Below are 23,279 nucleotides of genomic sequence, written 5' to 3' on the forward strand. Positions count from 1 at the left end.
ACTCGGTGCCGCGCCCCTTCTGCGTGCGGTCCGGCCGCCGCTCCGGCTACGACCAGGCGGCGACGAAGTACCCGACCCCGTACGGGGCGTCCTCGTACAGCAGGCGCCCCTCCAGCCCCGCGCCCTCGGCGGCGCCGGCGAGCACCTGCCAGGGGGCCCGTCCGGCCGCCTGGAGCTCGGCGGCGAGCTCCGCGTCGAGGGCGGCCAGGGCGGGCAGGTCGGCGGCGCCGAGCGCGCGGGCCGCCTCGGTGTCGAAGGCGGCGGCGCGTTCGTCCAGGTAGCCGGGGGCCTTGAGGGAGCGGCAGGCGCTGCCGTCACCCATGACGAGCAGGGCGACCCGGGCCTCGCGCGCGGCGAGTTCCCGGCCGGCCTCCAGACACCGCCCGGTGTCCAGCGGCCCGGCGACCCCGAAACCCTCCAGGGGCGCGGCGCCCCAGCCCGCCCGGCCGAGCAGCCAGGCGCCGACGGCGAGCGGGGTCGGCAGCAGCCGCGGCCCCTCCTCGCCCTCGCCCAGCCGTACGTCGGCCCCGGCGCCGAATCCGCGGAAGGTGCCGCGGGCGCCCTGGGGGTAGGCACCGTGGTGGTCGGGATCGCTGGCTCCGACCACGACGAGCAGATCGGGCCGGGAGGCGGCGAGCACGGACAGCGCGTCGGAACACGCGGTCCGGGCGGGGCCGAGTTCGGCGGCGGCTCCCGTGGCGAGCTCCGGGAGGAGCATCGGCGGGGCGGGGCAGACGGCGGCGGCTACGAGCATGATCCGCAGCGTAGCCGCCTCGCCTTCGACGCGTGCCTCGATCCGCTCAGCGCCGGCACGCTTCCCGGACTCCGTCCGGACCCCGTTGCCGCGTGCGGCGCCGTTCCCGGGGGCCAGCCCCCGGACCCCCGCTCCTCAAACGCCGGAGGGGCTGATTTTGGCTGGCGTCAGCCACATCCAGCCTCGCCGGCGTTTGAGGCGCGGGGTCCGGGGCGGAGCCCCGGGGAACGGGCGAAGGGCGGGTAGGGGACCTCACCCCGCAGGGCCGACCCCAGCCGCACGCGCCCACCAGCCCCCGCGCCGGGACGGCGGTGGCGGCAGCCCCGACCGGCCACCGCCGGACGGAGTCAGGCGCAGCGCCGCGAAGCCCGCGCAGCGGTGCGAGCGGCGCGTTAAGAGGAGGCGGGGCTGGCGCAGCCCGAGACCGCGGCCGGGAGGGGGGCCGGGACGCCCAGGGTCGGGATGCCGAGGAGGACGCCCTTCGGCTGCGCCGGAGCCGCGTTGCGCTTCTCCCAGGCGTCGCCCGCACGGGTAAGCCGTACCGCCCCCGTCGGCCCCTCCGCGAGGAGGTGGTGGGGGGCCGCGTAGGTGATCTCGACCGTCACCACGTCGCCCGGGCGGACCTCTTCGTCCGGCTTCGTGAAGTGGACCAGGCGGTTGTCGGGGGCCCGCCCGGACAGCCGGTGCGTGGCTCCGTCCTTGCGGCCTTCGCCCTCGGCGACCATGACCTCCAGGGTCCGGCCGACCTGCTTCTTGTTCTCGTCCCAGGAGATCTCCTCCTGGAGGGCGACCAGGCGCATGTACCGCTCCTGGACGACCTCCTTGGGGATCTGCCCCTCCATGTCGGCGGCCGGGGTCCCGGGGCGCTTGGAGTACTGGAAGGTGAAGGCGTTCGCGAAGCGCGCCTCGCGGACCGCGTGCATGGTCTGCTGGAAGTCCTCCTCCGTCTCGCCGGGGAAGCCGACGATGATGTCGGTGGAGATCGCGGCGTGCGGGATGGAGGCGCGGACCTTCTCGATGATGCCGAGGAAGCGCTCCTGGCGGTACGAGCGGCGCATGGCCTTCAGGATCGTGTCCGATCCGGACTGCATCGGCATGTGCAGCTGCGGCATGACGTTGGGGGTCTCGGCCATCGCCGCGATCACGTCGTCGGTGAAGTCGCGCGGGTGCGGGGAGGTGAAGCGGACCCGCTCCAGGCCCTCGATGGCTCCGCAGGCGCGCAGCAGCTTGGAGAAGGCCTCGCGGTCGCCCAGGTCGGAGCCGTAGGCGTTGACGTTCTGGCCGAGCAGGGTGATCTCGGAGACGCCCTCGGCGACGAGCGCCTCGACCTCGGCGAGGATGTCGCCGGGACGGCGGTCCTCCTCCTTGCCGCGCAGCGCCGGGACGATGCAGAAGGTGCAGGTGTTGTTGCAGCCGACGGAGATCGAGACCCAGGCGGCGTACGCGGACTCGCGCCGGGTCGGGAGCGTGGAGGGGAAGGCCTCCAGCGATTCGGCGATCTCGATCTGCGCCTCTTCCTGGATGCGCGCGCGCTCCAGGAGGACGGGCAGCTTGCCGATGTTGTGCGTGCCGAAGACCACGTCGACCCAGGGGGCGCGGTCCACGATCGTGTCGCGGTCCTTCTGGGCGAGGCAGCCGCCGACGGCGATCTGCATGCCGGGGCGCTTGGTCTTCATGGGCGCGAGCCGGCCGAGGTTGCCGTAGAGCTTGTTGTCGGCGTTCTCGCGGACGGCGCAGGTGTTGAACACGACGACGTCGGCGTCACCGTCTGAGCCCTGGGGCGCGCGGACGTACCCGGCGTCCTCCAGCAGGCCGGACAGCCGCTCGGAGTCGTGCACGTTCATCTGACAGCCGTACGTCCGGACCTCGTACGTTTTCACAACAGTCGCCTCGCCGCTCTCGGTACTCACTCAGCAAGGGTAAGGGTCGGGCGTGGCGGCCCGGGCCGGGTGCGGGCCGGAGCGGGTCCGCGGGGCAGGGCGGGCCGTGACAGGAGGGCTGGTCGGTGGCAGGATCGCGGCCATGCCTCTCGTACCGCCCCGGATCAGCAGGCGCCGTGCCCTGCGGGCCCTGGTGGCCGTACTGGCGGTGCTCTGCGCCCTCGTCTGGTGGCTGCGGCCCTTCGGCCGCCCGGAGCTCACGGGTGGGATCACCCTCAGCACCGGCGTCCAGAACGGGGTCTACCACCGCTACGGCCTGCTGCTGGAGCAGGCGCTCGCCAAGGACGAGCCCGGGTTGCGCGTCCGGCTGCAGACGAGCGAGGGCTCGCAGCAGAACCTGCAGCGGGTGGCCGCGGGCGAGGCGGACTTCACGGTGGCGACGGCCGACGCGGTGGCCAAGTACCAGGTCGACCGGAAGCCCGGGGCGGAGCGGCTGCGCGGTCTGGCCCGGCTCTACGACGACTACGTCCAGCTGGTGGTGCCCGCCGGTTCGCCGGTCCAGTCCACCCGGGACCTGCGGGGCAAGCGGGTCGCCGTCGGCCAGGAGGGCTCGGGGGTGCGGCTGATCTCGGAGCGCATGCTCAGGGCGGCGGGGCTGGACCCGGTGCGCGACATCACCCCGGTGGCCATCGGGATCGACACCGTGCCCAAAGAGCTGGAGGCCGGCCGGATCGACGCCTTCTTCTGGTCGGGCGGGCTGCCCACCAACGCCGTGCGGGAGCTCTCGGAGCGGTTCGAGATCCGGCTCGTGCAGCTCGGCGACCTGGTGGAGGCGCTCCAGTCCAGCGGCAGCCCCGCGCGGTACTACCGGGCGGCCGTCATGCCCCCGGACGCCTACGCCCGGGCCCGCAGCAACACGGCCGTGTCCACCGTCGCGGTGCCGAACCTGCTGGTGACCCGGGACGACGCGGGCGCCGAGCTGACCGAGCAGTTCACCCGCACGGTGATCGACAGCCGGGACAAGATCGGGCGCGAGGTGCACGCCGCGCAGCTCGTGGACCTGCGGACGGCGATCTACACCGATCCCCTGCAACTCCACGAGGGCGCGGCCCGCTACTACCGCTCCGTCAAGCCCTGAAGCAGTACGGACTCACGACCGCAGCAGCATCGTCGCCGCCGCGGCGGCCCCGATCAGGCCCGCGTGGGTGCCCAGCGTCGCCGGGACGACCTGGAGGTCCTGCACGAAGGACAGGGTCGCGTACGAGGCCAGGTGCGCGCGGACCGGCCCGAAGAGGGTGTCCCCGCAGGCGGCGACGCCGCCCCCGATGACGGCGATGTCGGTCTCGACGAGGGTGGCGGTGGCCGCGATGGCGGCGGCCAGGGCCCGCCCCGCGCGGTCGAAGGCGGCCAGGGCGACGGGATCGCCGGCGGCAGCGGCTGCGGCCACCCCGGCCGCGCTGGCGTCCCCGGCCGGGACCCACCCCTGGGCCAGGGCCCATGCCGCGATCGCGGTGCCGGAGGCGATGGACTCCACGCAGCCGCGGCCTCCGCACGCGCAGGGCTCCCCGTCGAAGGCGACGCTGATGTGGCCGATGTGACCGGCGTTCCCGGTGGGGCCGGGGTGCAGCTGGTTGTTCAGGACGAGTCCGCCGCCGACGCCGGTGGAGACCACCATGCAGAGCGCGTTGGCGTGCCCGCGGGCGGCGCCCAGCCAGTGCTCGGCGGCGGTCATCGCCACCCCGTCGCCGGCCAGCACCGTCGGGATCCGTGCCCCGTGCCGGGCGAGCTCGGCCTCGACCCGGGCCTGGACGGGGAAGCCCCGCCAGGCGCCGATGTTGACCGGGCTGACCGTGCCGAGCGCGGCGTCCACCGGGCCCGCGCTGCCGATCCCGCACCGGACGGCCGAGTCCCACAGCGGGGACTGCGCGAGCTCCGCGATGACCTCCGCGACGGCGGCGAACACGGCGTCCCCGTCGGCGCCGCGCGGGGTGGGGCGGCGGGTGGTGGCCGTCATGGCGCCGTCGGAGTCCACCAGCGCTCCGGCGACCTTCGTACCGCCGATGTCGATCGCGACCGTCGGGCCGGAGTCGGCCGGCGCACCGGCTCGGGGGGCGGGGAATGCGGAGGTGGGGGTGGGAGTGGTCACGGTGGCGCTCCAGGAAGGGGTCGGTTTCAGTATGCGGCCGGCGGCGGCGCCGTACTCTCGCGGGGCTCCAGCCGGGGCCGCTCGCTCTCGCGGGACCTCGGCGCACCCCCGGCGAGGAGGGCGAGGAGCTCCTCCGCGGCGAGCCGGCCGAAGCCGGCGGTGTCGCGGACCAGGGCGGTGAGCCGGGGGCGGGTGACCCGGCAGAGCGCGGAGTCGTCCCAGGCGACGACGGAGAGCCCGTCCGGGACCGGGATGCCCAGTTCGGAGGCGACGGCCACGCCGGCCACGGCCATGACGTCGTTGTCGTAGACGATCGCGGTCGGCGGCTCGGGCTCGGCGAGGATCCGCCGGGTGGCCTCCGCCCCCTCGGCGTCGGAGTAGTCGGTGGTGACCGAGCGCACCTGCCCGGGGTCGAGGCCCAGCCGGTGGGCCTCGGCGCGCAGCGAGGCGATCCTGCGCTCGGTGTGGGCGAGGCCGGGCAGTCCCGCGACGTGCGCGATCCGGCGGTGGCCGAGCCCGTACAGGTGGTCGAGCACCTCCGCCATGGCCCCGGCGTCGTCGGCCCGGACGGCGGACAGGGCGGTGGGGGCGCCGGAATCGGGGAAGGCCGGGGCGACCGGTCCCGTCTCCCCCACCGTGACGGCCGGCAGGGCGAGCTGTTCGAGCAGGGCGGGACGCGGGTCGTCGCTCCTCGGGTCCACGACGACGACCCCGTCGACGCGCCGCTCGGCCCACCAGCGGCGGTAGACGGCGCATTCGGCGTCGAGGTCCTCGACCACCTGGAAGAGCAGGGCGATCCGGCCGGCGGCCAGCACTTCCTGGATGCCGGAGACCAGCTGGAGGAAGAAGGACTCGACGCCGAGGGTGTGCGCGGGCCGGGCGAGGACCAGGCCCACGGCGCCGGACTGTTCCCCGGAGAGGGCGCGGGCGGCGCTGTTGGGCTGCCATCCGAGCTCCTCGGCGACCCGCCGGATGCGGGCGCGGGTGTCCTGGGAGACCCCGGGCCGGTTGTTGAGCGCGAAGGAGACGGCGCTCTCCGACACCCCGGCCTGCCGGGCGATGTCCTTGATGGTGGGTCTGCGGGCCATGGCCTGTCTCATCCCTCGCTGACGTGGACGGCAATGGCCGGACCGTACGCGATCCTGCCCTGGCAGACCGCCTTGACCACGATCCAGTACTCCCCGGCGGGGGCGTCGAGCGGCGGCCGCAGCTCGAAGACGGCCTCCGTCTCGCCGTCCGCCGGGACCTCGACGGGCAGGACGGCGGGGGCCGTCAGCTCCCAGGTGCCGAACGGGGAGACGGCGTACGCCTGCCCCGTCAGGGGGGTGCGGATGCCGGTGGAGCCGATCCGCGCCCGTACGGGGGCCCGCCCGCCGGGGGCCACGGTGACCGCGGGCTCCGGGGCGGCCACCCACAGCCCGGCCGGCACCCCGGCCGGGCCGCCCGGGACGGTGACGGTGAGGACGTCCTCGAAGGTGCCCGCCGGGGTGGTGGCGAGGATCCGGACCAGGTGTTCGCCGGGTTCCGCTCCTTCGACCGGCTCCACGGTGAGCGGGAAGGAGACGTGGCCGCCGGGCGGGAGCTCGGTCCGCCGCCGGGTCCAGGAGGTGGTCCAGCCCGCCGAGGCCCGGACCTCCAGCGCGGCCGGGCCGCCGTCCGCCCGTCCGTGGGCGGCGAGGGTGACCGTGGCCCCGGCGGGTACCCCGTCACAGGTCACCGTGTACGGGGCGTCGCCGAGCGGCGCGGTCCCGGTGTTGTGCAGCCAGTACCGGCTGAACACCGGCTGGTGCGGCTCCCGTTCCGGCTCCCGCAGCGGCATGCCGGATTCCGTGAGCAGCAGGAGCGTGGTCGTCGCGGCGCCCTGGACCTGCCCCTCGAAGAATCCGGTGGGGCGGTCCAGCAGATCGGCCTCGGCGGCCGGATCCGTCGGCCACAGGGTCTCCACCATGACCGGGCGGCCGTGCGTTTCGCGCAGCCGGACGGCCAGGTCGGCCCGGTCGACCCGGTCGGCCCCGTCGGCCCCGTCGCCAGAGCCCTCGGCCCGCTTCACCGTCTCGATCAGCACCCGGTCGGCCGGCTCCACGCCGAGCAGCGAGCGCGCGGGCGGCCGGGGCCCCTCGGCGGGGGCGGCCGTGACGGCGGTGAGCGGCTTGTTGAACTCCCGTCCGCGGCGCACGAGGTCCACCGCCCGCCAGTCCCCGGAGCCCGCGACCAGCGCGTGCTCGAAGACATGGGTCCAGTGCTGGAGCTGGAAGGAGCTGCCGTCGGGGGCGGTGCGGCGCGGCGGGTCCATCCATTCCCCGCTCGGGCGGCCGGTGCAGGACCGCATCAGCGTGCTGTGCAGCCGCCCGGCGGTGTCGACGGCGAAGCTGGGCGTGCCGCGCACCAGGATCCCGACGGTGCGGTCCGCGTACGGCTCATCGCCCGCGGACGCCGCCTCGTGCGCGTACGCCGCCTCGTGCGCGTACGCCTCCTCCTGCGCGTACGCCTCCTCCTGCGCGCCCGCTCCGTCCGCCGCGGGCGTGGATCCGCCCGCCGCAGCCACGGCGTCGATGCGGCCCGACGCGGCGACGGCCCGGGCGAGCTGCTCCGGGGGTCCGGCGTGGACCAGGACCGGCAGGTCCCGCAGGCCCGTCAGATCGCAGCCGGGGCTCCAGAGCGAGCGCAGCCCCGCTCGGGCCGCAATCCAGACCTGCCCGTGTTCCCGTAGGGCTTCGGTCAGGGCCTCCTCCCGGGCGGGACCGGCCGATTCGAGCAGCGCCGCCGTGAAGGGGTTCTCCCCGGGGCCGCCGAGTGCGATGCGGAAGTCGGGCAGGCTGCTGTCCACCGCCAGGTCGCCCCAGCGCGGCCCGGCCGCCCGGGTCGGGGTCGCGGTGACCCCGTGCCGGCCGAGGGCGGTGACCAGCTCGCGCAGTCCCGCAGGGGTGTCCGCGTCCGGGAGGACGATCTCCGCCGCGCCCAGGGCCCGGCCGCCCGGCCCGGTCATGGGGGCCGACAGGGCGAACCAGTTGAGGCAGGGGCTGTCGAGGGTCCAGGGGGCCCGGGTGTGGTCGGCCCCGGTGTCCGCGTCGGGGAAGGCGAACCCGCGCCCCACCGCGGAGGCGGCCGTCTCGGCGACGGGCAGCGCCCCGGGCACGTCCGCCGGGATCCGCAGCCGCAGCAGCTGGTCGGAGCCTTCGAACGCGTGCACCGTCGTGGTGAGTTCCGCCCGGTCCAGGCCGTCCCACAGGGTGGTGGTCCGGGTCCAGCGGACGGGCCCGGTCCGCCCGGTGGCCACGATGCGCGAACCGAGCGGCCCGCGTTCCGCGCGGCAGGTCTCGGCGGGCCCGGCGCCCGAACCGGTGCCGGGGCCCTTGGGCAGCAGGTGCCAGGGGCCCTCTTCGAAGTAGGGGTGCTTGTCGTACTCCTCCTGCACGACGAGCTCGTCCACCTCGCCGGGGGTGAGGACCTCCTGCCCGGTGCGCCGGTCCAGCAGCCGGGCCAGGCCGCCGCCGCGCGCGGGATCGGCCTCGGCGCGCAGGAACTCGTTCTCCGCGGTGTGCCCGGGCGCCGGCTCCCAGCGGCCCGAGAGCGGGCGGTCCGGGCAGGTGGCGTCCGCCGCCGCGAGCCACCAGGTGCGGTGGCCGAGGGAGGGCACGTCCCGGGCGAGGAAGGCCAGTTCGGCGGTCCCGTCGGCCACGGCCTCGATGTGGACGGGCGCCGCGCGGCCCTCCTCGTCCAGGACGGTGATCAGGTCGGCGCGGCCGTCGGCGCCGTCCACGCCGTCCGCGCCGTCCGCGCGGTCGCCGGCGAGGCCGAGCGCCGCCAGGTCGACGCGGGTGCGGACCAGGTCGGTACGGGTCCACGAGACCGGGTTGTGCACGGTGACGGCGAGCGGTCCGGGGCCGCGGGTGTCGGCCGCGGCGGTGAGCGCGGCGAGGGCCTCCTCCCGTACGCCGTCGGCCAGTTCGTGCGCCTCGCGCCAGGTGGGGAGCAGGTCGAGGTACACCTGGTCGGAGAAGGTCCCGGTGACGGCGTCGTGGTGGGCGGCGTGCAGCAGGTGGCGCCAGGCCTTGGACAGGGTCTGGGCGGGGTAGGCGGTCAGGCCTTCGGCGCCGGCGAGGGCGGCGAAGGTCTCGGCCTGTTCGAGGAGGTTCTCGGCGGCCCGGTGGGCCTGCTTCACGTCGGCGTAGGTGACGTCCTTGCCGGTGTAGACCGGGCCCATCTCCCGGGTGACCGGCAGCGGCTGCTCGCCGCGCGCCGCGAGTTCGGCGCGGACGGCGTCGAAGTGGGCGCGCGGGCCGGTGTGTTCCATGCGGGGCCAGCAATAGCGGCGGTTCCAGGCGTGCTGCACGTCCAGGCCCCAGCGGTGCGGCCAGGAGAAGTCGGTGCCCATGGGGATCAGGACGTTCTTCGTCGCGGCGGCGGTGCGCAGCAGCTCGTACAGGTCCAGGAGCTGTTCCGCGGCGGACTCCGCGTCCGGTGCCCGGTGGGAGAACCAGCCGGCGGAGTAGTGCGCGGGCAGGTAGTGCAGGAGCAGGCCCTCCCCGCCGGGGGCGATCCACTCGTACTCGGCGGGCAGCTGCATGGCGGCGGGGGCGCGCAGCTCGTCGCCCCAGGTGTCCATCATCGGGCCCCACTGGTGGTGGGGGCCGCGGGCGAGGACGGCGGAGTCGAGTCCGGCGCCGGCCATCAGGGCGGGGAAGGAGGGGTCGTGGCCGAAGACGTCGAGCTGCCAGGCGGTGCGGGGGTCGGCGCCGAGGGTGCCGCGGTGCAGGGCGAGGCCGTGGACGGCGGAGCGGATGGTGGTCTCGGCGGAGGTGAGGTTGGTGGAGGGCTCGTTGTAGGTGCCGCCGACGATCTCCACCCGGCCTTCGGCGATGAGCGCGCGCAGTTCGGCGCGTTCGGCGGGGTGGGTGTCCCAGTAGGGCTTGAGGTAGTCGACCTCGGAGAGCACGAAGCGGTACGCCGGGTCCTCGCGCGCCTGCTGGAGGTGGAGCGGGATCAGGGTGAAGGCGGGGACGCCGGTGTACTCCCAGCCGCGCTCGGCCTCGCCGGGTTTCAGGGGGGCGTCCCAGAGGGCGGTGTAGGCGGCCTGGGTGTTCCACCACATGGGGTCGTAGTGGAAGTGCGGGACCAGGCGGACGGTCCAGCCGGGCTCGGCGACGACGAGGCCGAAGGCCCGCTCGGCGAGCGGCCGCCCGTCGGGGGTGGTGATGCGGACGGTGGCGGGCAGGACGGTCCCGGGGGCGGCGCCCGGGGTGCGGACGGCGACCTCGACGGTGGATTCCGGGACGGGCCGGGGGCCGGACCCGGCCAGATCCGCGCGGGCATCGGTGCCGGCGTAGGCCTCCGCGGTGTCGGCCCGCACGATGCGCGGGTGCGGGGTGGTGATGCCGTCTCCGTGCACGGCCACGTGCAGCGGGCCGGCCGGGCAGGCTCTGCGGATGCGGACCCGGACGATCTGGGAGGGGGTTTCCGGCGGGCCGGCGAAGAGGGCCGGGGTGGTGACCGTCGTGACGGTAATTCCGCTGTCCATTTCCGCACACTTCCTTGTGTGACAACACCGCTCAACAACAACTAAACCGCATTAGTGACCTCAGCTTCAAGCGACTGGAACCCGTCTGTCAACGGGACTGAAGCGCATAAGTACCAGCGTCTGCGAGGTCAGGACTTTCATCCCGCCAAGTCGGGACGTTCGGAGATAAGGATGCTGTTGACTTATCCCCCGGGCAGGCGGCAGGTTGTGGGCATCCGGCGAATTCCCCCTGAACTCCAGGACCCTTCATGCACGACGGCAACGCCGCCTCCGCACCCGCCTCCGCACCCGCCCCGGCCCCCGCCCCCACCCCCGCCCGCGCCCTGCGTTTCGGTGCCAACTACACGCCGACGCGCGGCTGGTTCCACCACTGGCTCGACTTCGACCTCGACGAGGTGAAGGCCGACCTCGACTCGATCGCCGGCCTCGGCCTGGACCACGTACGGGTCTTCCCGCTGTGGCCGGTGTTCCAGCCGAACCGGACGCTGATCCGGCCGCGCGCCGTCGAGCAGCTCGTCGCGCTCGCCGACGCGGCCGCCGACCGCGGGCTCGACGTCAACGTGGACGGGCTCCAGGGGCACCTGTCGAGCTTCGACTTCCTGCCCGCGTGGACCGGCACCTGGCACCGGCGCAACATCTTCAGCGATCCGCAGGTCGTCGCCGGCCAGGAGGAGTACCTGCGCACGCTGGCCGCCGCCCTCGCGGACCGGCCGAACTTCCTGGGCATGACGGTCGGCAACGAGATCAACCAGTTCTCGGACGATCCGCACCCCTCCCCCGACCGCATCACCCAGGAGCAGGCCGGGCGCTGGCTGGAGCGGATGCTCGCCGCCTGCGAGCAGGGGGCGCCGGGCCGCATGCACCTGCACGCCGAGTACGACGCCGCCTGGTACCAGGACGGCCACCCCTTCACCGTGGCGCAGGCGGCCCGGCTCGGCGCCGCGACCGCCGTGCACTCCTGGGTGTTCAACGGCACCGCCCAGCGCCACGGCCGGACCGGGACGGCGACCGAGCACCACGCCGCGTACCTGATCGAGCTGTCCAAGGCCTGGGCCCGCGATCCCCGCCGCCCGGTCTGGCTCCAGGAGGTGGGCGCGCCCGCGCCGCTGATCCAGCCCGAGCACGCGGCCTCCTTCACCGAGGCGACCGTGGCGAACGCCCTGGACTGCCCCGGCCTGTGGGGCGTGACCTGGTGGTGCTCGCACGACGTGTCCCGGGAGCTCGCCGACTTCCCCGAGCTGGAGTACGGGCTCGGCCTGCTCACCAACGACCGCCGGACCAAGCCCGCCGGCGAGGTGATCGCCCGGATCACCGCGCAGTGGCGGGGCCGCGAACACCGCCCCGCGGTGCGCTCCACCGCGCTCGCCGTGGACGTCGGCGGCTCCGCGTCCGCGCCGAACCGCTCGGTGTGCGCCCCCGGCGGGGCGTTCTTCGAGGCCTGGGCGGAGCTCACCGCCCAGGGGGTGCGCCCGGCGGTGGTCCTGGCCGAGCTCGCCGGGGACGCGGAGCACCTGGCCGCCCGCGGCATCACCGAGGTCCTGCACGTGTCCGACGCCCCCACCCGGGCCTGACCGGCCCCTACCGAGGAGATCCCTCATGTCCGAGACCGACAACGGCGTCGATCCTCGAACCGCCCGCCCCCGCAGCTCCCCCCGCCCGGCCCCCCTGCGCCCCACCCGGCGCGGGATGCTGTTCGCCGGGGCGGGGGCCGGGGCAGCCACCCTGCTCGGTACGGCGGCCGCCCCGGCGGTAGCCGCCCCGGCAGCGCCGCCCGTACCGGCCGAACCCCCGGCGGGACTCGCCCCGTACGCCTCGTACTGGTTCCCGGACTCGCTGCCCGCCGGGACCCCGGGGCCCGGGATCACCTGGCGCTCGCTGATGCGGTGGACCCCGGAGTCCGACCCCGATCTGGCCTACAACACCGCCACCGTGCCGCTGGCGCCCCGCTTCACCCCGGTGCCGCCGAACTCCACGGCCCGCGCCGGGCAGGCCCGTATCGCCTCGCTCGTCTCCTTCGGGAACACGGCGGGCAATCCGGCCCAGGGGTCGCCCACCGCCGACTACTACGCCCTCACCCACTGGGCGTACATCGACGAGCTGGTCTTCTGGGGCGGCTCCTCCGCCGAGGGCATCGTGCTCGCCCCGAACGCGCCCGTCACCGACGCCGCGCACCGCAACGGCGTCCGGGTGATGGGCAACGTGTTCCTGCCGCCCGTGCCCTACGGCGGCGACCTCCGGTGGACCCGCGATCTGGTCCGGCAGGACTCCCTCGGCCGGTTCCCGATCGCCGAGAAGCTGGTGCAGGTGGCGCGGGCGTACGGGTTCGACGGCTGGTTCGTCAACGCCGAGACCGAGGGCGGCGACAGCGAACTCGCCGCGCAGACGCAGCGGTTCCTGCGCGCCCTGCGCGCCGCCGGTGAACCGCACGGCCTGGGCATCACCTGGTACGACGCGATGAACTCCACCGGCAGGGTCGGCTGGCAGGGCGCGCTGAACGAGCTCAACCAGGAGTTCTACGAGGACCGCCGCGGCAAGGTCGCGGACACGATGTTCGTGGACTTCCGCTGGACCCCGGCGAAGCTCGCCGCCTCCGGCGCCCTCGCCGACCGGCTCGGCCGCAGCCGCCACGAACTGTGGGCGGCCGTGGACACGGAGTCCAACGGCTGGAACTCCAAGGTGGACTGGGACGCGATCGTCCCGCGCGGGAGCGAGCACATCGTCTCCTACGGCTTCTACCGGCCCGAGTGGACCCTGGGCCACCTCGCCGACCGCTCCCCGGGCGCCTTCCACCGCGCCGACGACCGGTTCTGGACCGGCGAGTCCCTGGACCCCGCCCGCCCCTCCCCCGGGGACGCCTGGCGCGCGCCCGCCACCGTCGTCGCCGACCGGTCCACCGTGACCGCGCTGCCCTTCGCCTGCTCCTTCAACACCGGGCACGGGGAACGCTGGTACGAGGACGGCGAGCCCGTGTCCGACACCGGATGGAACCACCTCGGCCTCCAGGACCGGCTCCCGGGCCGCCGCTGGGCCGTGCACACCACCGGGACCCGCCCCGAGGTCACCCTCGACTTCGCACAGGCCTGGCGCGGCGGGTCCAGCCTCCTCGTCGCCGGCGAGATCAGCGCCCCGGTCACCGTGGGACTGCACGCCACCCGGCTGCCCCTGACCCGGTCCTGCGTCGTGGAGCTGGTGCACCGCACCGAGTCGGGCCCGGTGACGGTCGAGCTCGGCGTGGCCACCCGCGAGCCGTCCGGCCCGGGGCAGGAGGTCCCGTACACCTGGCTGAAGGCGGAGACCCTCGGCAGCGGTCAGGGCTGGCGCACGACCAGGGTCCGGCTGACGGAGCTGGCGGGCACCACCGCCCACGCCCTGGCCGTACGGATCACCCGACGCGGGAAGGAGCCGGTGCGCTGGCGGCTCGGGGCGGTGACGGTACGCGAGGCCGCCGCGCGGCCCCGCCCGGCGACTCCGGGCACCCCGGCCCTGTCCGCCTCCTCCCAGCAGTCCGGCGAGGCCGCCGTCCGACTGTCCTGGCAGCGGTCCACCGGCGCCGTCCGCCACTACGAGGTGTCCCGCGTCCTGCCGGACGGCTCCCGCCGCTTCCTAGGCGGGACCTGTGGCACCGCCCTCTTCCTCCCGGCCGTCGAGCGCGCCGGCCGGGAGCAGGCGGCCGTGTTCGAAGTCCGGGCCGTGGACGAGCCGTACGCCGTCTCCGCCCCCGCCCGCACCACCCTCACCTGGACCGGAGCCCTCTGATGCATGACGACCGCGCAGTACTGGAGGGACGCCTCAAGCGGGTCCTCGACGAGCGGATCCGCCCGGCGGTGTATCCGCTGGCGGCGCCGCTGGCCATCGAGGCCTGGACCGCACCGGGCCGCGAGCCGGTCCCGGTGGCCGAGGGGCTGGCGGCTCCGCACACCCCCGCCGCCGTCGGCGATGCCTGGGGCGCGCCCTGGGACACGACCTGGTTCAAGGTGACCGGGACGGTGCCCGCCGACTGGGCCGGCCGGGAGGTGGAGGCCGTCATCGACCTCGGCTTCGACGAGCGGATGCCCGGCTTCCAGTGCGAGGCGCTGGTGTACACCCCGGAGGGCTCCCCGCTGAAGGCGATCAACCCGCGCAACCAGTGGGTCCGGGTCGCCGAGGGCCCGGTGGCGGGCGGCGAACGGGTCGAATGGCACCTGGAGGCCGCCTCCAACCCGGTGATCCTGGACGTGGAGCCGTTCCGCCCGACGGGACTGGGCGACCGGCACACGGCCGGCGACGAGCCGCAGTACCGGCTGACCCGGGTCGACCTGGCCGTCTTCGACCGGACGGTGTGGGAGCTGGTCATCGACCTGGAGGTGCTCGGCGAGCTGATGGCCGAACTGCCCGTGGACGGGGCCCGGCGCTGGGAGCTGCTGCGCGCGGTCGAACGCTGCCTGGACGCCCTGGACCTGCAGGCGGTGAACGCGACGGCGGGCGCCGCCCGCGCCGAGCTCGCCGGGGTGCTGGCCGCGCCCGCCGACGCCTCCGCGCACCGGATCAGCGCGGTCGGCCACGCGCACATCGACTCGGCGTGGCTGTGGCCGCTGCGCGAGACGGTGCGCAAGGTGGCCCGTACGACGTCGAACATGACCTCGCTGCTGGAGGGCGAGCCGGACTTCGTCTTCGCCATGTCCCAGGCCCAGCAGTACGCCTGGATCAAGGAGCACCGGCCGGAGGTGTACGCGAAGGTCAAGAAGGCGGTCGCCGGGGGCCGGTTCGTCCCGGCGGGCGGCATGTGGGTGGAGTCGGACACCAACATGCCGGGGTCGGAGGCGATGGCCCGTCAGTTCACCCACGGGAAGCGGTTCTTCCTGGAGGAGTTCGGGATCGAGAACGACGAGGCCTGGCTCCCCGACACCTTCGGCTTCGCGGCCGGGCTGCCGCAGATCATCAAGGCGGCCGGATCGAAGCGGCTGCTGACGCAGAAGATCTCCTGGTCGCAGGTGAACACGTTCCCGCACCACACCTTCCAGTGGGAGGGCATCGACGGGACCCGGATCTTCACGCACTTCCCGCCGGTCGACACCTACAACTGCTCGGTGGACGGCCGGGAGATCGCGCACGCGGCCCGCAACTTCAAGGACAAGGGCGCGGCCCGGCACTCCCTCGCCCCGACGGGCTGGGGCGACGGCGGCGGCGGCACCACCCGCGAGATGATCGCGAAGGCCCGCAGGCTGCGGGACCTGGAGGGCTCCGCGCAGGTGGTGTGGGAGTCCCCGGCCGCGTTCTTCGACAAGGCGCAGGCCGAGTACCCGGACCCGCCGGTGTGGGTCGGCGAGCTCTACCTGGAGCTGCACCGGGCCACCCTGACCAGCCAGGCCAAGACCAAGCAGGGCAACCGGCGCAGCGAGTCCCTGCTGCGCGAGGCGGAGCTGTGGGCGGCGACCGCGGCGGTCCGCGCCGGGTTCCCCTACCCGTACGAGGAGCTGGACCGGATCTGGAAGTCGGTGCTGCTCCACCAGTTCCACGACATCCTGCCCGGGTCCTCGATCGCCTGGGTGCACCGGGAGGCGGAGGCCACCTACGCGGCGCTCGCCGAGGAGCTGACCGGGATCGTCGCCGCGGCCCAGCGGGCCCTGGCGGGCGACCCGGAGGGCGGCCGCGAGCTGGTCTTCAACGCCGCCCCGCACACCCGCGCCGGGGTCCCTGCCGGGGGCAGCGCCCCGCTCGGCGTCCCGGTGGGGCAGGTCTCGGCCGGCCCGCGCGCCGGGGGCGGCTTCACGCTGGAGAACTCCCGGCTGCGGGTGGAGGTCGACGCGCGGGGTCTGGTGGTCTCCGCGTACGACCTGGTGGCCGGCCGTGAGTCGGTGGCCCCGGGCCACGCGGCGAACCTGCTCCAGATCCACCCGGACTTCCCGAACATGTGGGACGCCTGGGACGTGGACTCCTTCTACCGGAACACGGTCACCGACCTCACGGAGGCCGATTCCGTCACCCTCACGGAGGATGCGGGTGCGGCGACGGTGACGGTGGTGCGCTCCTTCGGCTCCTCGATGGTGGTGCAGCGCCTCACCCTGGGGGCGGCGCTGGGCCGGCTCGACGTGGACACCGAGGTGGACTGGCACGAGACGGAGAAGTTCCTGAAGGCGGCCTTCCCGCTGGACGTGCACGCCGACCGGTACGCGTCCGAAACCCAGTTCGGGCACCTCTACCGCCCCACCCATACCAACACCAGCTGGGAGGCGGCCAAGTTCGAGGCCTGCCACCACCGCTTCCTGCACGTAGCGGAGCCCGGCTGGGGCGCGGCCCTGGTCAACGACTCGATGTACGGGCACGACGTCACCCGTGACGTGCGGGCCGACGGCGGTACGACGACCACGGTGCGGCTGTCGCTGCTGCGGGCCCCGCGCTTCCCGGACCCGGAGACCGACCAGGGCCTGCACCGGTTCGGCTACGCGCTGGTGCCGGGCGCCTCGATCGGGGACGCGGTCCGCGAGGGCTTCGCGATCAACCTGCCCGAGCGCCGGCTGACCGGCACCCGGGAGACGGCCCCGCTGGTCCGTGTCGACAACGAGAAGGTGGCCGTCTCGGCGGTCAAGCTCACCGACGACGGCAGCGGCGACCTGGTGGTCCGGCTGTACGAGACCACGGGCGGCCGGGCCAGGGCCCGGCTGACCCTGGACTTCGAGCACGCCGGCGCGCACGCCACGGACCTGCTGGAGCGGCCCCTGGCCGAAGCCCCCGCGCTGGTGGCGGCCTCCGGCGCGCTGGCCGACGTACGGCTCGGTCCGTTCGAGCTGGTGACCCTGCGGTTCACCCGGACCTAGCGGTTCGATCGGCCATGGCGGCGGGATCGGCCCTGGCGGTTCACTCGGGCAGCGCGGCGGGATCGGTGCGCGGGACGGCCAGCGTCACGCGCAGCCCGTGCGGCGGGTTCTTCTCGTAGGAGAGGGACCCGCCGCCCGCGCCGAGCAGGATGCGGGAGATGGAGAGGCCGAGCCCGGAGCCCTTGATGTTCTGGTGGCGTCCGCTGCGCCAGAACCGGTCCCCGATCCGCAGCAGCTCCTCCTCGGTGAGCCCGGGACCCCGGTCGGCGACCACGATCAGCACCCGGTCGCCGGCCACGGAGAGCGCCACCTCGACGTCCTCACCCTCAGGAGTGAACTTGAGGGCGTTGTCGATGACGGCGTCGAGCGCGCTGGAGAGCGCGATCGGGTCGGCCCAGCCGGTGGCGGCGGTCCGCCCCGTCCCGGTGAGCCGCACGCCCTTCTCCTCGGCGAACGGGCGCCAGGCGGTCACCCGCTCGGCGGCCAGCCCCGCGATGTCCGTCAGGCTGATCTCGGCCGTGGCGTGCTCGGCCAGGGCCAGGTCGAGCAGGTCGTCCAGGACCTGGGTCAGGCGTTTCCCCTCGGTCCGTACCGAGGCGATCTCCTCGTTGCCCTCGGGCAGTTCGAGGGCGAGCAGCTCGATCCGCAGCAGCAGCGCGGCGAGCGGGTTGCGCAGCTGGTGGGAGGCGTCGGCGACGAAGGCCCGCTGCTGTTCGAGCACCTCTTCGACGTTGTCGGCCATCTCGTTGAACGAGCGGGCCAGGCGCCTGAGTTCCGGGGGGCCGCCGCCCGCCGCGACGCGGGAGTTCATCCGCCCGGTGGCGATGCCGTGGGCCGCGGTGTCCAGGGTCTGCACGGGCTTGAGCACCCAGCTGGTCAGCCGCAGGGCTGCGCCGAAGGCCACGAGCATGGCCGCGCCGAGCCCGGCGGCGATGATCAGCCAGCCGCGCAGGATCCGGGCCCGCATCTGGCCGGTGGGCGACTCGGTGGCGACCACGGCGACCACGTCCCCGTCGAGGACGACCGGGGAGGCGACGAGGAGTTTGCCGTGGGTCTGCCAGGGCCACACCTGGCCGGGGTCGTGGCTGCGCCGGCCCGCGAGCGCCTGGATGAAGGCCTCGTGCCCCTCCCCCTTCTCGGGCAGCTCCCACCAGCTGGGCGACCGGGCGATGGCGTTGTCGTCCCGGCGGAAGATGCCGACGCGGATCCCGTACAGCTCCTGGTAGCGGGCCAGTTCCTGCTGGAGGGTCTCGCGGCGTTCGCCGGCCCCGCTGGACTTCGAGCTCTCGGCGTCGATGACGAACTGGGTGAGCGCGGCGAAGCGGGCCCCGTCGTCGATCCGGTCGACGACCACCCCTTGCTGCTGCCCGGCCGCGAGGGCCACCGCGAGCGGGAAGCCGAAGGCGAGCAGGACGCCCGCCATCAGGACGACGAGCAGCGGAAGCAGACGGGCGCGCACGACGGGGGCCGCTAGACGGCGGGCGGGGCGGGGGCAGCGGGCGGGGCAGGGGCGGCGGGCGGGGCAGGGGCGGCGGGCGGCGCGGGAGCCGCCGGGGCGGGCGGTACGACGAGCCGGTATCCCACGCCGCGGACGGTCTCGATGAGCGCCGGCATGCGCAGCTTGGACCGCAGCGAGGCCACGTGCACCTCAAGGGTACGGCCGGTGCCCTCCCAACTGGTGCGCCACACCTCGCTGATGATCTGCTCGCGGCGGAAGACCACGCCGGGGCGCTGCGCGAGCAGCGCCAGCAGGTCGAACTCCTTGCGGGTCAGCGCCACGTCGACGCCGTCCACGCTGACCCGGCGGGTGGAGAGCTCGATGCCGACGGGCCCGAGGCTGACCACGCCCGGGGTGCCCGCGGGGCCGGCGGCGGTCTCCTCGGAGGCGCCGGTACGGCGGGCCACCGCGTGGATGCGGGCGAGGAGTTCGCCGGTGTCGTAGGGCTTGGTGACGTAGTCGTCGGCGCCCATGTTGAGCCCGTGGATCCGGGAGCGCACATCGGCCCGCGCGGTGACCATGATGACGGGCGTGCTGGTGCGCTTGCGGATCTTGCCGCACACCTCGTAGCCGTCCTGGTCGGGCAGGCCGAGGTCGAGCAGGATCACCCCGTAGGGAGGGGCCAGCGGCGGGGCGCCCGCCGACAGCAGGGCCTGCAGGGCCTCCTCACCGCTGCGGGCATGGGTGACCTTGAAGCCGTGCCGGGCGAGGATCGCGGACAGGGCGGCGGCGACGTGGTCGTCGTCCTCGACGAGCAGCAGTCTCATGTCGTCCCCCTCTCCATCTCTTGATCTCTTCGCGTTCGCATGGCGGACATCATGGGCCACCAAGCATCCACGCCGATGCGGACTCCCACGTCAAGACGGTTCCGGCCCGTCGGGGGTTCCGTTATGGACCCGGTACGGCCACGGCCGGTGCGGGACGCCCGCGAGTACGGAGCGTATCGGTGCGAGGCCGGATCGTTATCCTCAATTCTCCCTCAGATGTACTGACGCTGTGCGCGCCACATCACTACTGTCCTCCCAACCGAGGAGGACGGAGCCACAAGCCGATGAGCGGAGTATCAGTGACCAAGGACGTGCGGGACGCGGCCGGTGCCGCGGACGACCTGGTCGTGCTGAGCAACGTCAACAAGCACTTCGGCGCGCTGCACGTGCTTCAGGACATCGATCTGAGCATTGCCCGCGGTGAGGTCGTCGTGGTGATCGGCCCTTCGGGGTCGGGCAAGTCCACGCTGTGCCGGACCATCAACCGCCTGGAGACGATCGATTCGGGCAGCATCACCGTCGACGGGAAGCAACTGCCGTCGGAGGGGAAGGCGCTGGCGAAGCTGCGTGCCGATGTGGGCATGGTCTTCCAGTCGTTCAACCTCTTCGCGCACAAGACGGTCCTGCAGAACGTGATGCTGGGCCAGCTCAAGGTCCGCAAGGCGGACCAGGCGGCGGCGCTGGAGAAGGCGAAGTCCCTCCTCGACCGGGTGGGCGTCGGCTCGCAGGCCGACAAGTACCCGGCGCAGCTGTCGGGCGGCCAGCAGCAGCGCGTGGCGATCGCCCGCGCCCTGGCGATGGACCCGAAGGTGATGCTCTTCGACGAGCCGACCTCGGCCCTCGACCCGGAGATGATCAACGAGGTGCTGGAGGTCATGCAGCAGCTCGCCCGGGAGGGCATGACGATGGTCGTCGTCACGCACGAGATGGGCTTCGCCCGCTCCGCCGCCAACCGGGTCGTCTTCATGGCCGACGGAAAGATCGTCGAAGAGGCCACGCCCGAGCAGTTCTTCAGCAACCCGCGGAGCGACCGCGCCAAGGACTTCCTCTCGAAGATCCTGCACCACTGACCTTCGCATCTGGTAGTGATCCGGTGACGGATCGTCGTCCAGTACGCACGTCGCACGTCTCAGTTCACTGCTGTCTCACGTCTCACTTCGAGGGAAGTCCACCATGAAGCTCTCCAAGGTCGGCGCGGCCGCCGCCATCGCCGTTGCTCTCGCCCTGACCGCGACCGCCTGTGGCGGCGACAGCGACAAGCCCGCGGGTGACGCCGGCTCCACGGCCGGTGCCAAGAAGGACAAGATCGTCATCGGCATCAAGTTCGACCAGCCGGGTGTGGGCCTGAAGGCCCCCGACGGCAAGTTCACGGGCTTCGACGTGGACGTGGCGACGTACGTGGCCAAGGAGCTCGGCTACGAGCCCGACCAGATCGAGTTCAAGCAGGCCGTCAGCGCCGAGCGCGAGAACCTGATCTCCAACGGCGACGTGAAGCTGGTCGTGGCGAGCTACTCGATCAACGACAAGCGCAAGGAGCGGGTCGACTTCGCCGGTCCGTACTTCCTCGCGCACCAGGACCTGCTGGTCCGCGCCGACGACACCTCGATCACCAAGGCCGAGGACCTCAACAAGAAGAAGCTCTGCTCGGTCACCGGCTCCACGTCGGCGCAGAACGTCAAGACCAAGCTGGCCCCCGAGGCCGACCTGCAGCAGCTCGGCGGCTACTCCGAGTGCCTGACCGGCCTGGAGAACAAGGCCGTCGACGCCCTGACCACGGACAACTCGATCCTGGCCGGCTACGCGGCGCAGGACAAGAACAAGGGCAAGTTCAAGCTGGTCGGGCTGAGCCTGAGCAACGAGAACTACGGCATCGGTCTGAAGAAGGGCGACAAGGACCTCCAGACCAAGGTCAACGCCGCCATCAAGAAGATGGAGGCGGACGGCGCCTGGGAAGCCGCCATCAAGAAGAACTTCGGTCCGTCCGGCTACAAGAACGAGCCGGCTCCCGCGGTCACCGAAGGCAGCTGACCCGGCGGCCGGTCCGCCGGCCGATCCATCGGTGAGGTCCGTCGCCGCCCGCCTGCCGCGGGCGGCGCCGTGCCCCACCGGCCCACCTGGCCATCCTGGGGAGAGCGCAGGCCATCGTGTTCGATTTTCTTGATTCCGGGCAGTACGACGTGCTCGGAGCCTTCTGGGTGACGGTTCAGCTCACCCTCTACTCGGCCGTCGGGTCCCTGATCTGGGGCACCGTACTGGCCGGGATGCGGGTCAGTCCGGTCCCGCTGATGCGGGGCTTCGCCACCGCGTACGTGAACCTCGTGCGCAACACCCCGCTGACCGTGCTGATCATCGGCTGTTCGCTGGGCCTCAACCAGACCCTGGGCGTCACGCTGGGCGGCGGCACCTTCAAGGACATCGGCTTCCGGCTCGCGGTCCTCGGCTTCATCGCATACACCGGCACCTTCGTCTGCGAGGCGATCCGCTCGGGCATCAACACGGTCCCGGTCGGACAGGCCGAGGCCTCCCGCGCCCTGGGCATGAGCTTCGTCCAGACGCTCACCCTGATCGTGCTCCCCCAGGCCTTCCGGGCGGTCGTCGCACCCCTGGCCAACGTGCTGATCGCCCTCACCAAGAACACCACGGTGGCAGCGGCGATCGGCGTGGCCGAGGCGGCGCTGCTGATGAAGGAGATGATCGAGAACGAACCGCAGGACCTCTTCGCCGTCTTCGGCGTCTTCGCCCTCGGATTCGTCCTTCTGACCCTGCCCACCGGCCTGCTCCTGGGCTGGGTGGCCAAGCGCGTGGCGGTGAAGCGATGACCTCGGTGCTGTACGACGCCCCCGGCCCCCGGGCCAAGGCCCGCAACTGGATCTACAGCGGCATCTTCCTCGTGGTGGCCGCCGCCGTCGCGTGGTGGGTGCTGTCGGCCCTGGCGGACAAGAACCAGCTCGACGCCGACAAGTGGAGCCCCTTCTTCACCGGCGAGGTGTGGACGACGTTCCTGCTTCCCGGACTCGGCGAGACCCTGCGGGCCGGCGCCATCTCCATGGTGATCGCCCTGCCGCTGGGCGCCCTCCTCGGCATGGGACGGCTCTCCGACCACGCGTGGGTACGCAGCATCGTGGGCACCTGGGTCGAGTTCTTCCGGGCCATCCCGGTCCTGATGCTGATGCTCTTCGGCTCCGCCTTCTACGTGCAGTACACCGGCGTCGACTCCGAGGTCAGGCCGCTGTACGCAGTGATCACCGGGCTGGTCCTGTACAACTCCGCGGTCATCGGCGAGATCGTCCGGGCCGGTGTCGAGTCGCTGCCCAGGGGCCAGACCGACGCCGCGAAGGCGATCGGCATGCGCAAGGGCCAGGTCATGACCTACGTCCTGATCCCGCAGGCGGTCACCGCGATGCTGCCCGCGCTGGTCAGCCAGCTCGTGGTGATCCTCAAGGACACCGCGATCGGCGGTGCGGTCCTGGGCCTCGCCGAACTGCTGACCCAGTACCGGCAGATCTCGGCGAACTTCAGCAACACCATCCCGACCCTGATCGTGATCGCGGCGATCTACATCGCGGTGAACTTCGCCCTCACCTCCTTCGCCTCCTGGCTGGAGGGCCGCCTGCGCAAGTCGAAGCGCAGCACCGGCACGGTGCTCCCGGTGACCCTCGACGCGGGCAACAACAGCGGCGGCATCTGACCGTCCTTCTTCCGGCCGCCCCTCCGGCGCGGCATCGGACATCTGCTCGGACCCGGGTCCGGCATCCGGTCTGACAGTCGGTCAGTACACTGGCGGGACACGTGTGGTGGGGGGGGACGGCAACCCCGCCCCCCACAGCGATGTAGCGCCCCGCGGGCAGAGCAGCAGGGACCGACCGGGGGGTGTGATAGTTCAGGTTGTACAAAAAGCCGAACCGCGTCGCACCAAAAGCAC

The 23,279-nt window shown here is 73.3% G+C and carries 14 protein-coding genes and 1 pseudogene; 8 read left to right on the forward strand and 7 right to left on the reverse strand.

Going from position 1 to position 23,279, the window contains the following annotated elements:
* Nucleotides 1-46 precede the first annotated feature (46 nt).
* Together ACFWNV_RS16515 and miaB are read right to left on the reverse strand one after the other, a co-directional pair.
* A complete protein-coding gene (locus ACFWNV_RS16515; RefSeq protein WP_383946789.1) occupies nt 47-754 on the reverse strand; it encodes a hypothetical protein in 708 nt (235 codons plus the stop codon).
* Nucleotides 755-1,146: 392 nt separating this feature from the next.
* A complete protein-coding gene (gene miaB / locus ACFWNV_RS16520; protein WP_383946792.1) occupies nt 1,147-2,664 on the reverse strand; it encodes a tRNA (N6-isopentenyl adenosine(37)-C2)-methylthiotransferase MiaB in 1,518 nt (505 codons plus the stop codon).
* 112 nt (nt 2,665-2,776) lie between these two features.
* On the opposite strand from miaB, the gene ACFWNV_RS16525 reads away from it, so the two are divergent.
* Complete coding sequence (locus ACFWNV_RS16525; RefSeq protein WP_383946795.1) at nt 2,777-3,772, forward strand: TAXI family TRAP transporter solute-binding subunit; 996 nt, start codon at nt 2,777-2,779, stop codon at nt 3,770-3,772.
* 12 nt (nt 3,773-3,784) lie between these two features.
* Here ACFWNV_RS16525 and ACFWNV_RS16530 read toward each other — a convergent pair whose 3' ends face one another.
* From ACFWNV_RS16530 to ACFWNV_RS16540, 3 genes are all read right to left on the reverse strand, one after another.
* Complete coding sequence (locus ACFWNV_RS16530) at nt 3,785-4,702, reverse strand: ROK family protein (RefSeq protein WP_383946898.1); 918 nt, start codon at nt 4,700-4,702, stop codon at nt 3,785-3,787.
* Nucleotides 4,703-4,806: 104 nt separating this feature from the next.
* The gene (locus ACFWNV_RS16535; RefSeq protein WP_383946798.1) at nt 4,807-5,868 is read right to left on the reverse strand and encodes a LacI family DNA-binding transcriptional regulator; all 1,062 of its coding nucleotides are present in this window, start codon (nt 5,866-5,868) and stop codon (nt 4,807-4,809) included.
* An 8-nt stretch (nt 5,869-5,876) separates the two neighbouring features.
* Nucleotides 5,877-10,298: an NEW3 domain-containing protein gene (locus ACFWNV_RS16540; protein WP_383946801.1), complete on the reverse strand. Its 4,422-nt coding sequence runs from the start codon at nt 10,296-10,298 to the stop codon at nt 5,877-5,879.
* Between the two features lie 248 nt (nt 10,299-10,546).
* Between ACFWNV_RS16540 and ACFWNV_RS16545 the strand changes: the two genes are divergently transcribed.
* The 3 genes from ACFWNV_RS16545 (at nt 10,547) to ACFWNV_RS16555 (ending at nt 17,092) form a co-directional block, all read left to right on the forward strand.
* Nucleotides 10,547-11,869, forward strand: coding sequence for a glycosyl hydrolase (locus tag ACFWNV_RS16545; protein ID WP_383946803.1), 1,323 nt, complete (start codon nt 10,547-10,549; stop codon nt 11,867-11,869).
* 115 nt (nt 11,870-11,984) lie between these two features.
* Nucleotides 11,985-14,054, forward strand: a complete 2,070-nt coding sequence (locus tag ACFWNV_RS16550) for an endo-beta-N-acetylglucosaminidase (RefSeq protein WP_383946901.1) — start codon at nt 11,985-11,987, stop codon at nt 14,052-14,054.
* A complete protein-coding gene (locus ACFWNV_RS16555; protein WP_383946805.1) occupies nt 14,054-17,092 on the forward strand; it encodes an alpha-mannosidase in 3,039 nt (1,012 codons plus the stop codon). Before ACFWNV_RS16550 ends, ACFWNV_RS16555 begins: the two co-directional genes overlap by 1 nt.
* A gap of 40 nt (nt 17,093-17,132) precedes the next feature.
* Here ACFWNV_RS16555 and ACFWNV_RS16560 read toward each other — a convergent pair whose 3' ends face one another.
* Complete coding sequence (locus tag ACFWNV_RS16560; RefSeq protein ID WP_383946808.1) at nt 17,133-18,551, reverse strand: ATP-binding protein; 1,419 nt, start codon at nt 18,549-18,551, stop codon at nt 17,133-17,135.
* A 95-nt stretch (nt 18,552-18,646) separates the two neighbouring features.
* Nucleotides 18,647-19,357 (reverse strand): annotated as a pseudogene (locus ACFWNV_RS16565) (response regulator transcription factor); the annotation flags it as partial.
* Nucleotides 19,358-19,641: 284 nt separating this feature from the next.
* On the opposite strand from ACFWNV_RS16565, the gene ACFWNV_RS16570 reads away from it, so the two are divergent.
* From ACFWNV_RS16570 to ACFWNV_RS16585, 4 genes are all read left to right on the forward strand, one after another.
* Nucleotides 19,642-20,427, forward strand: a complete 786-nt coding sequence (locus ACFWNV_RS16570; protein ID WP_274549841.1) for an amino acid ABC transporter ATP-binding protein — start codon at nt 19,642-19,644, stop codon at nt 20,425-20,427.
* Between the two features lie 103 nt (nt 20,428-20,530).
* The gene (locus ACFWNV_RS16575; protein ID WP_383946811.1) at nt 20,531-21,385 is read left to right on the forward strand and encodes a glutamate ABC transporter substrate-binding protein; all 855 of its coding nucleotides are present in this window, start codon (nt 20,531-20,533) and stop codon (nt 21,383-21,385) included.
* Nucleotides 21,386-21,501: 116 nt separating this feature from the next.
* Nucleotides 21,502-22,176: an amino acid ABC transporter permease gene (locus tag ACFWNV_RS16580; RefSeq protein ID WP_383946814.1), complete on the forward strand. Its 675-nt coding sequence runs from the start codon at nt 21,502-21,504 to the stop codon at nt 22,174-22,176.
* Nucleotides 22,173-23,045 carry an amino acid ABC transporter permease gene (locus ACFWNV_RS16585; protein ID WP_383946816.1) on the forward strand — a complete coding sequence of 291 codons (873 nt, stop codon included), beginning with the start codon at nt 22,173-22,175 and terminating at the stop codon, nt 23,043-23,045. The genes ACFWNV_RS16580 and ACFWNV_RS16585 overlap by 4 nt, the downstream gene beginning before the upstream one ends.
* Nucleotides 23,046-23,279 lie beyond the last annotated feature (234 nt).

The sequence above is a fragment of the Streptomyces sp. NPDC058401 genome (assembly GCF_042722885.1).
GTDB lineage: Bacteria > Actinomycetota > Actinomycetes > Streptomycetales > Streptomycetaceae > Streptomyces.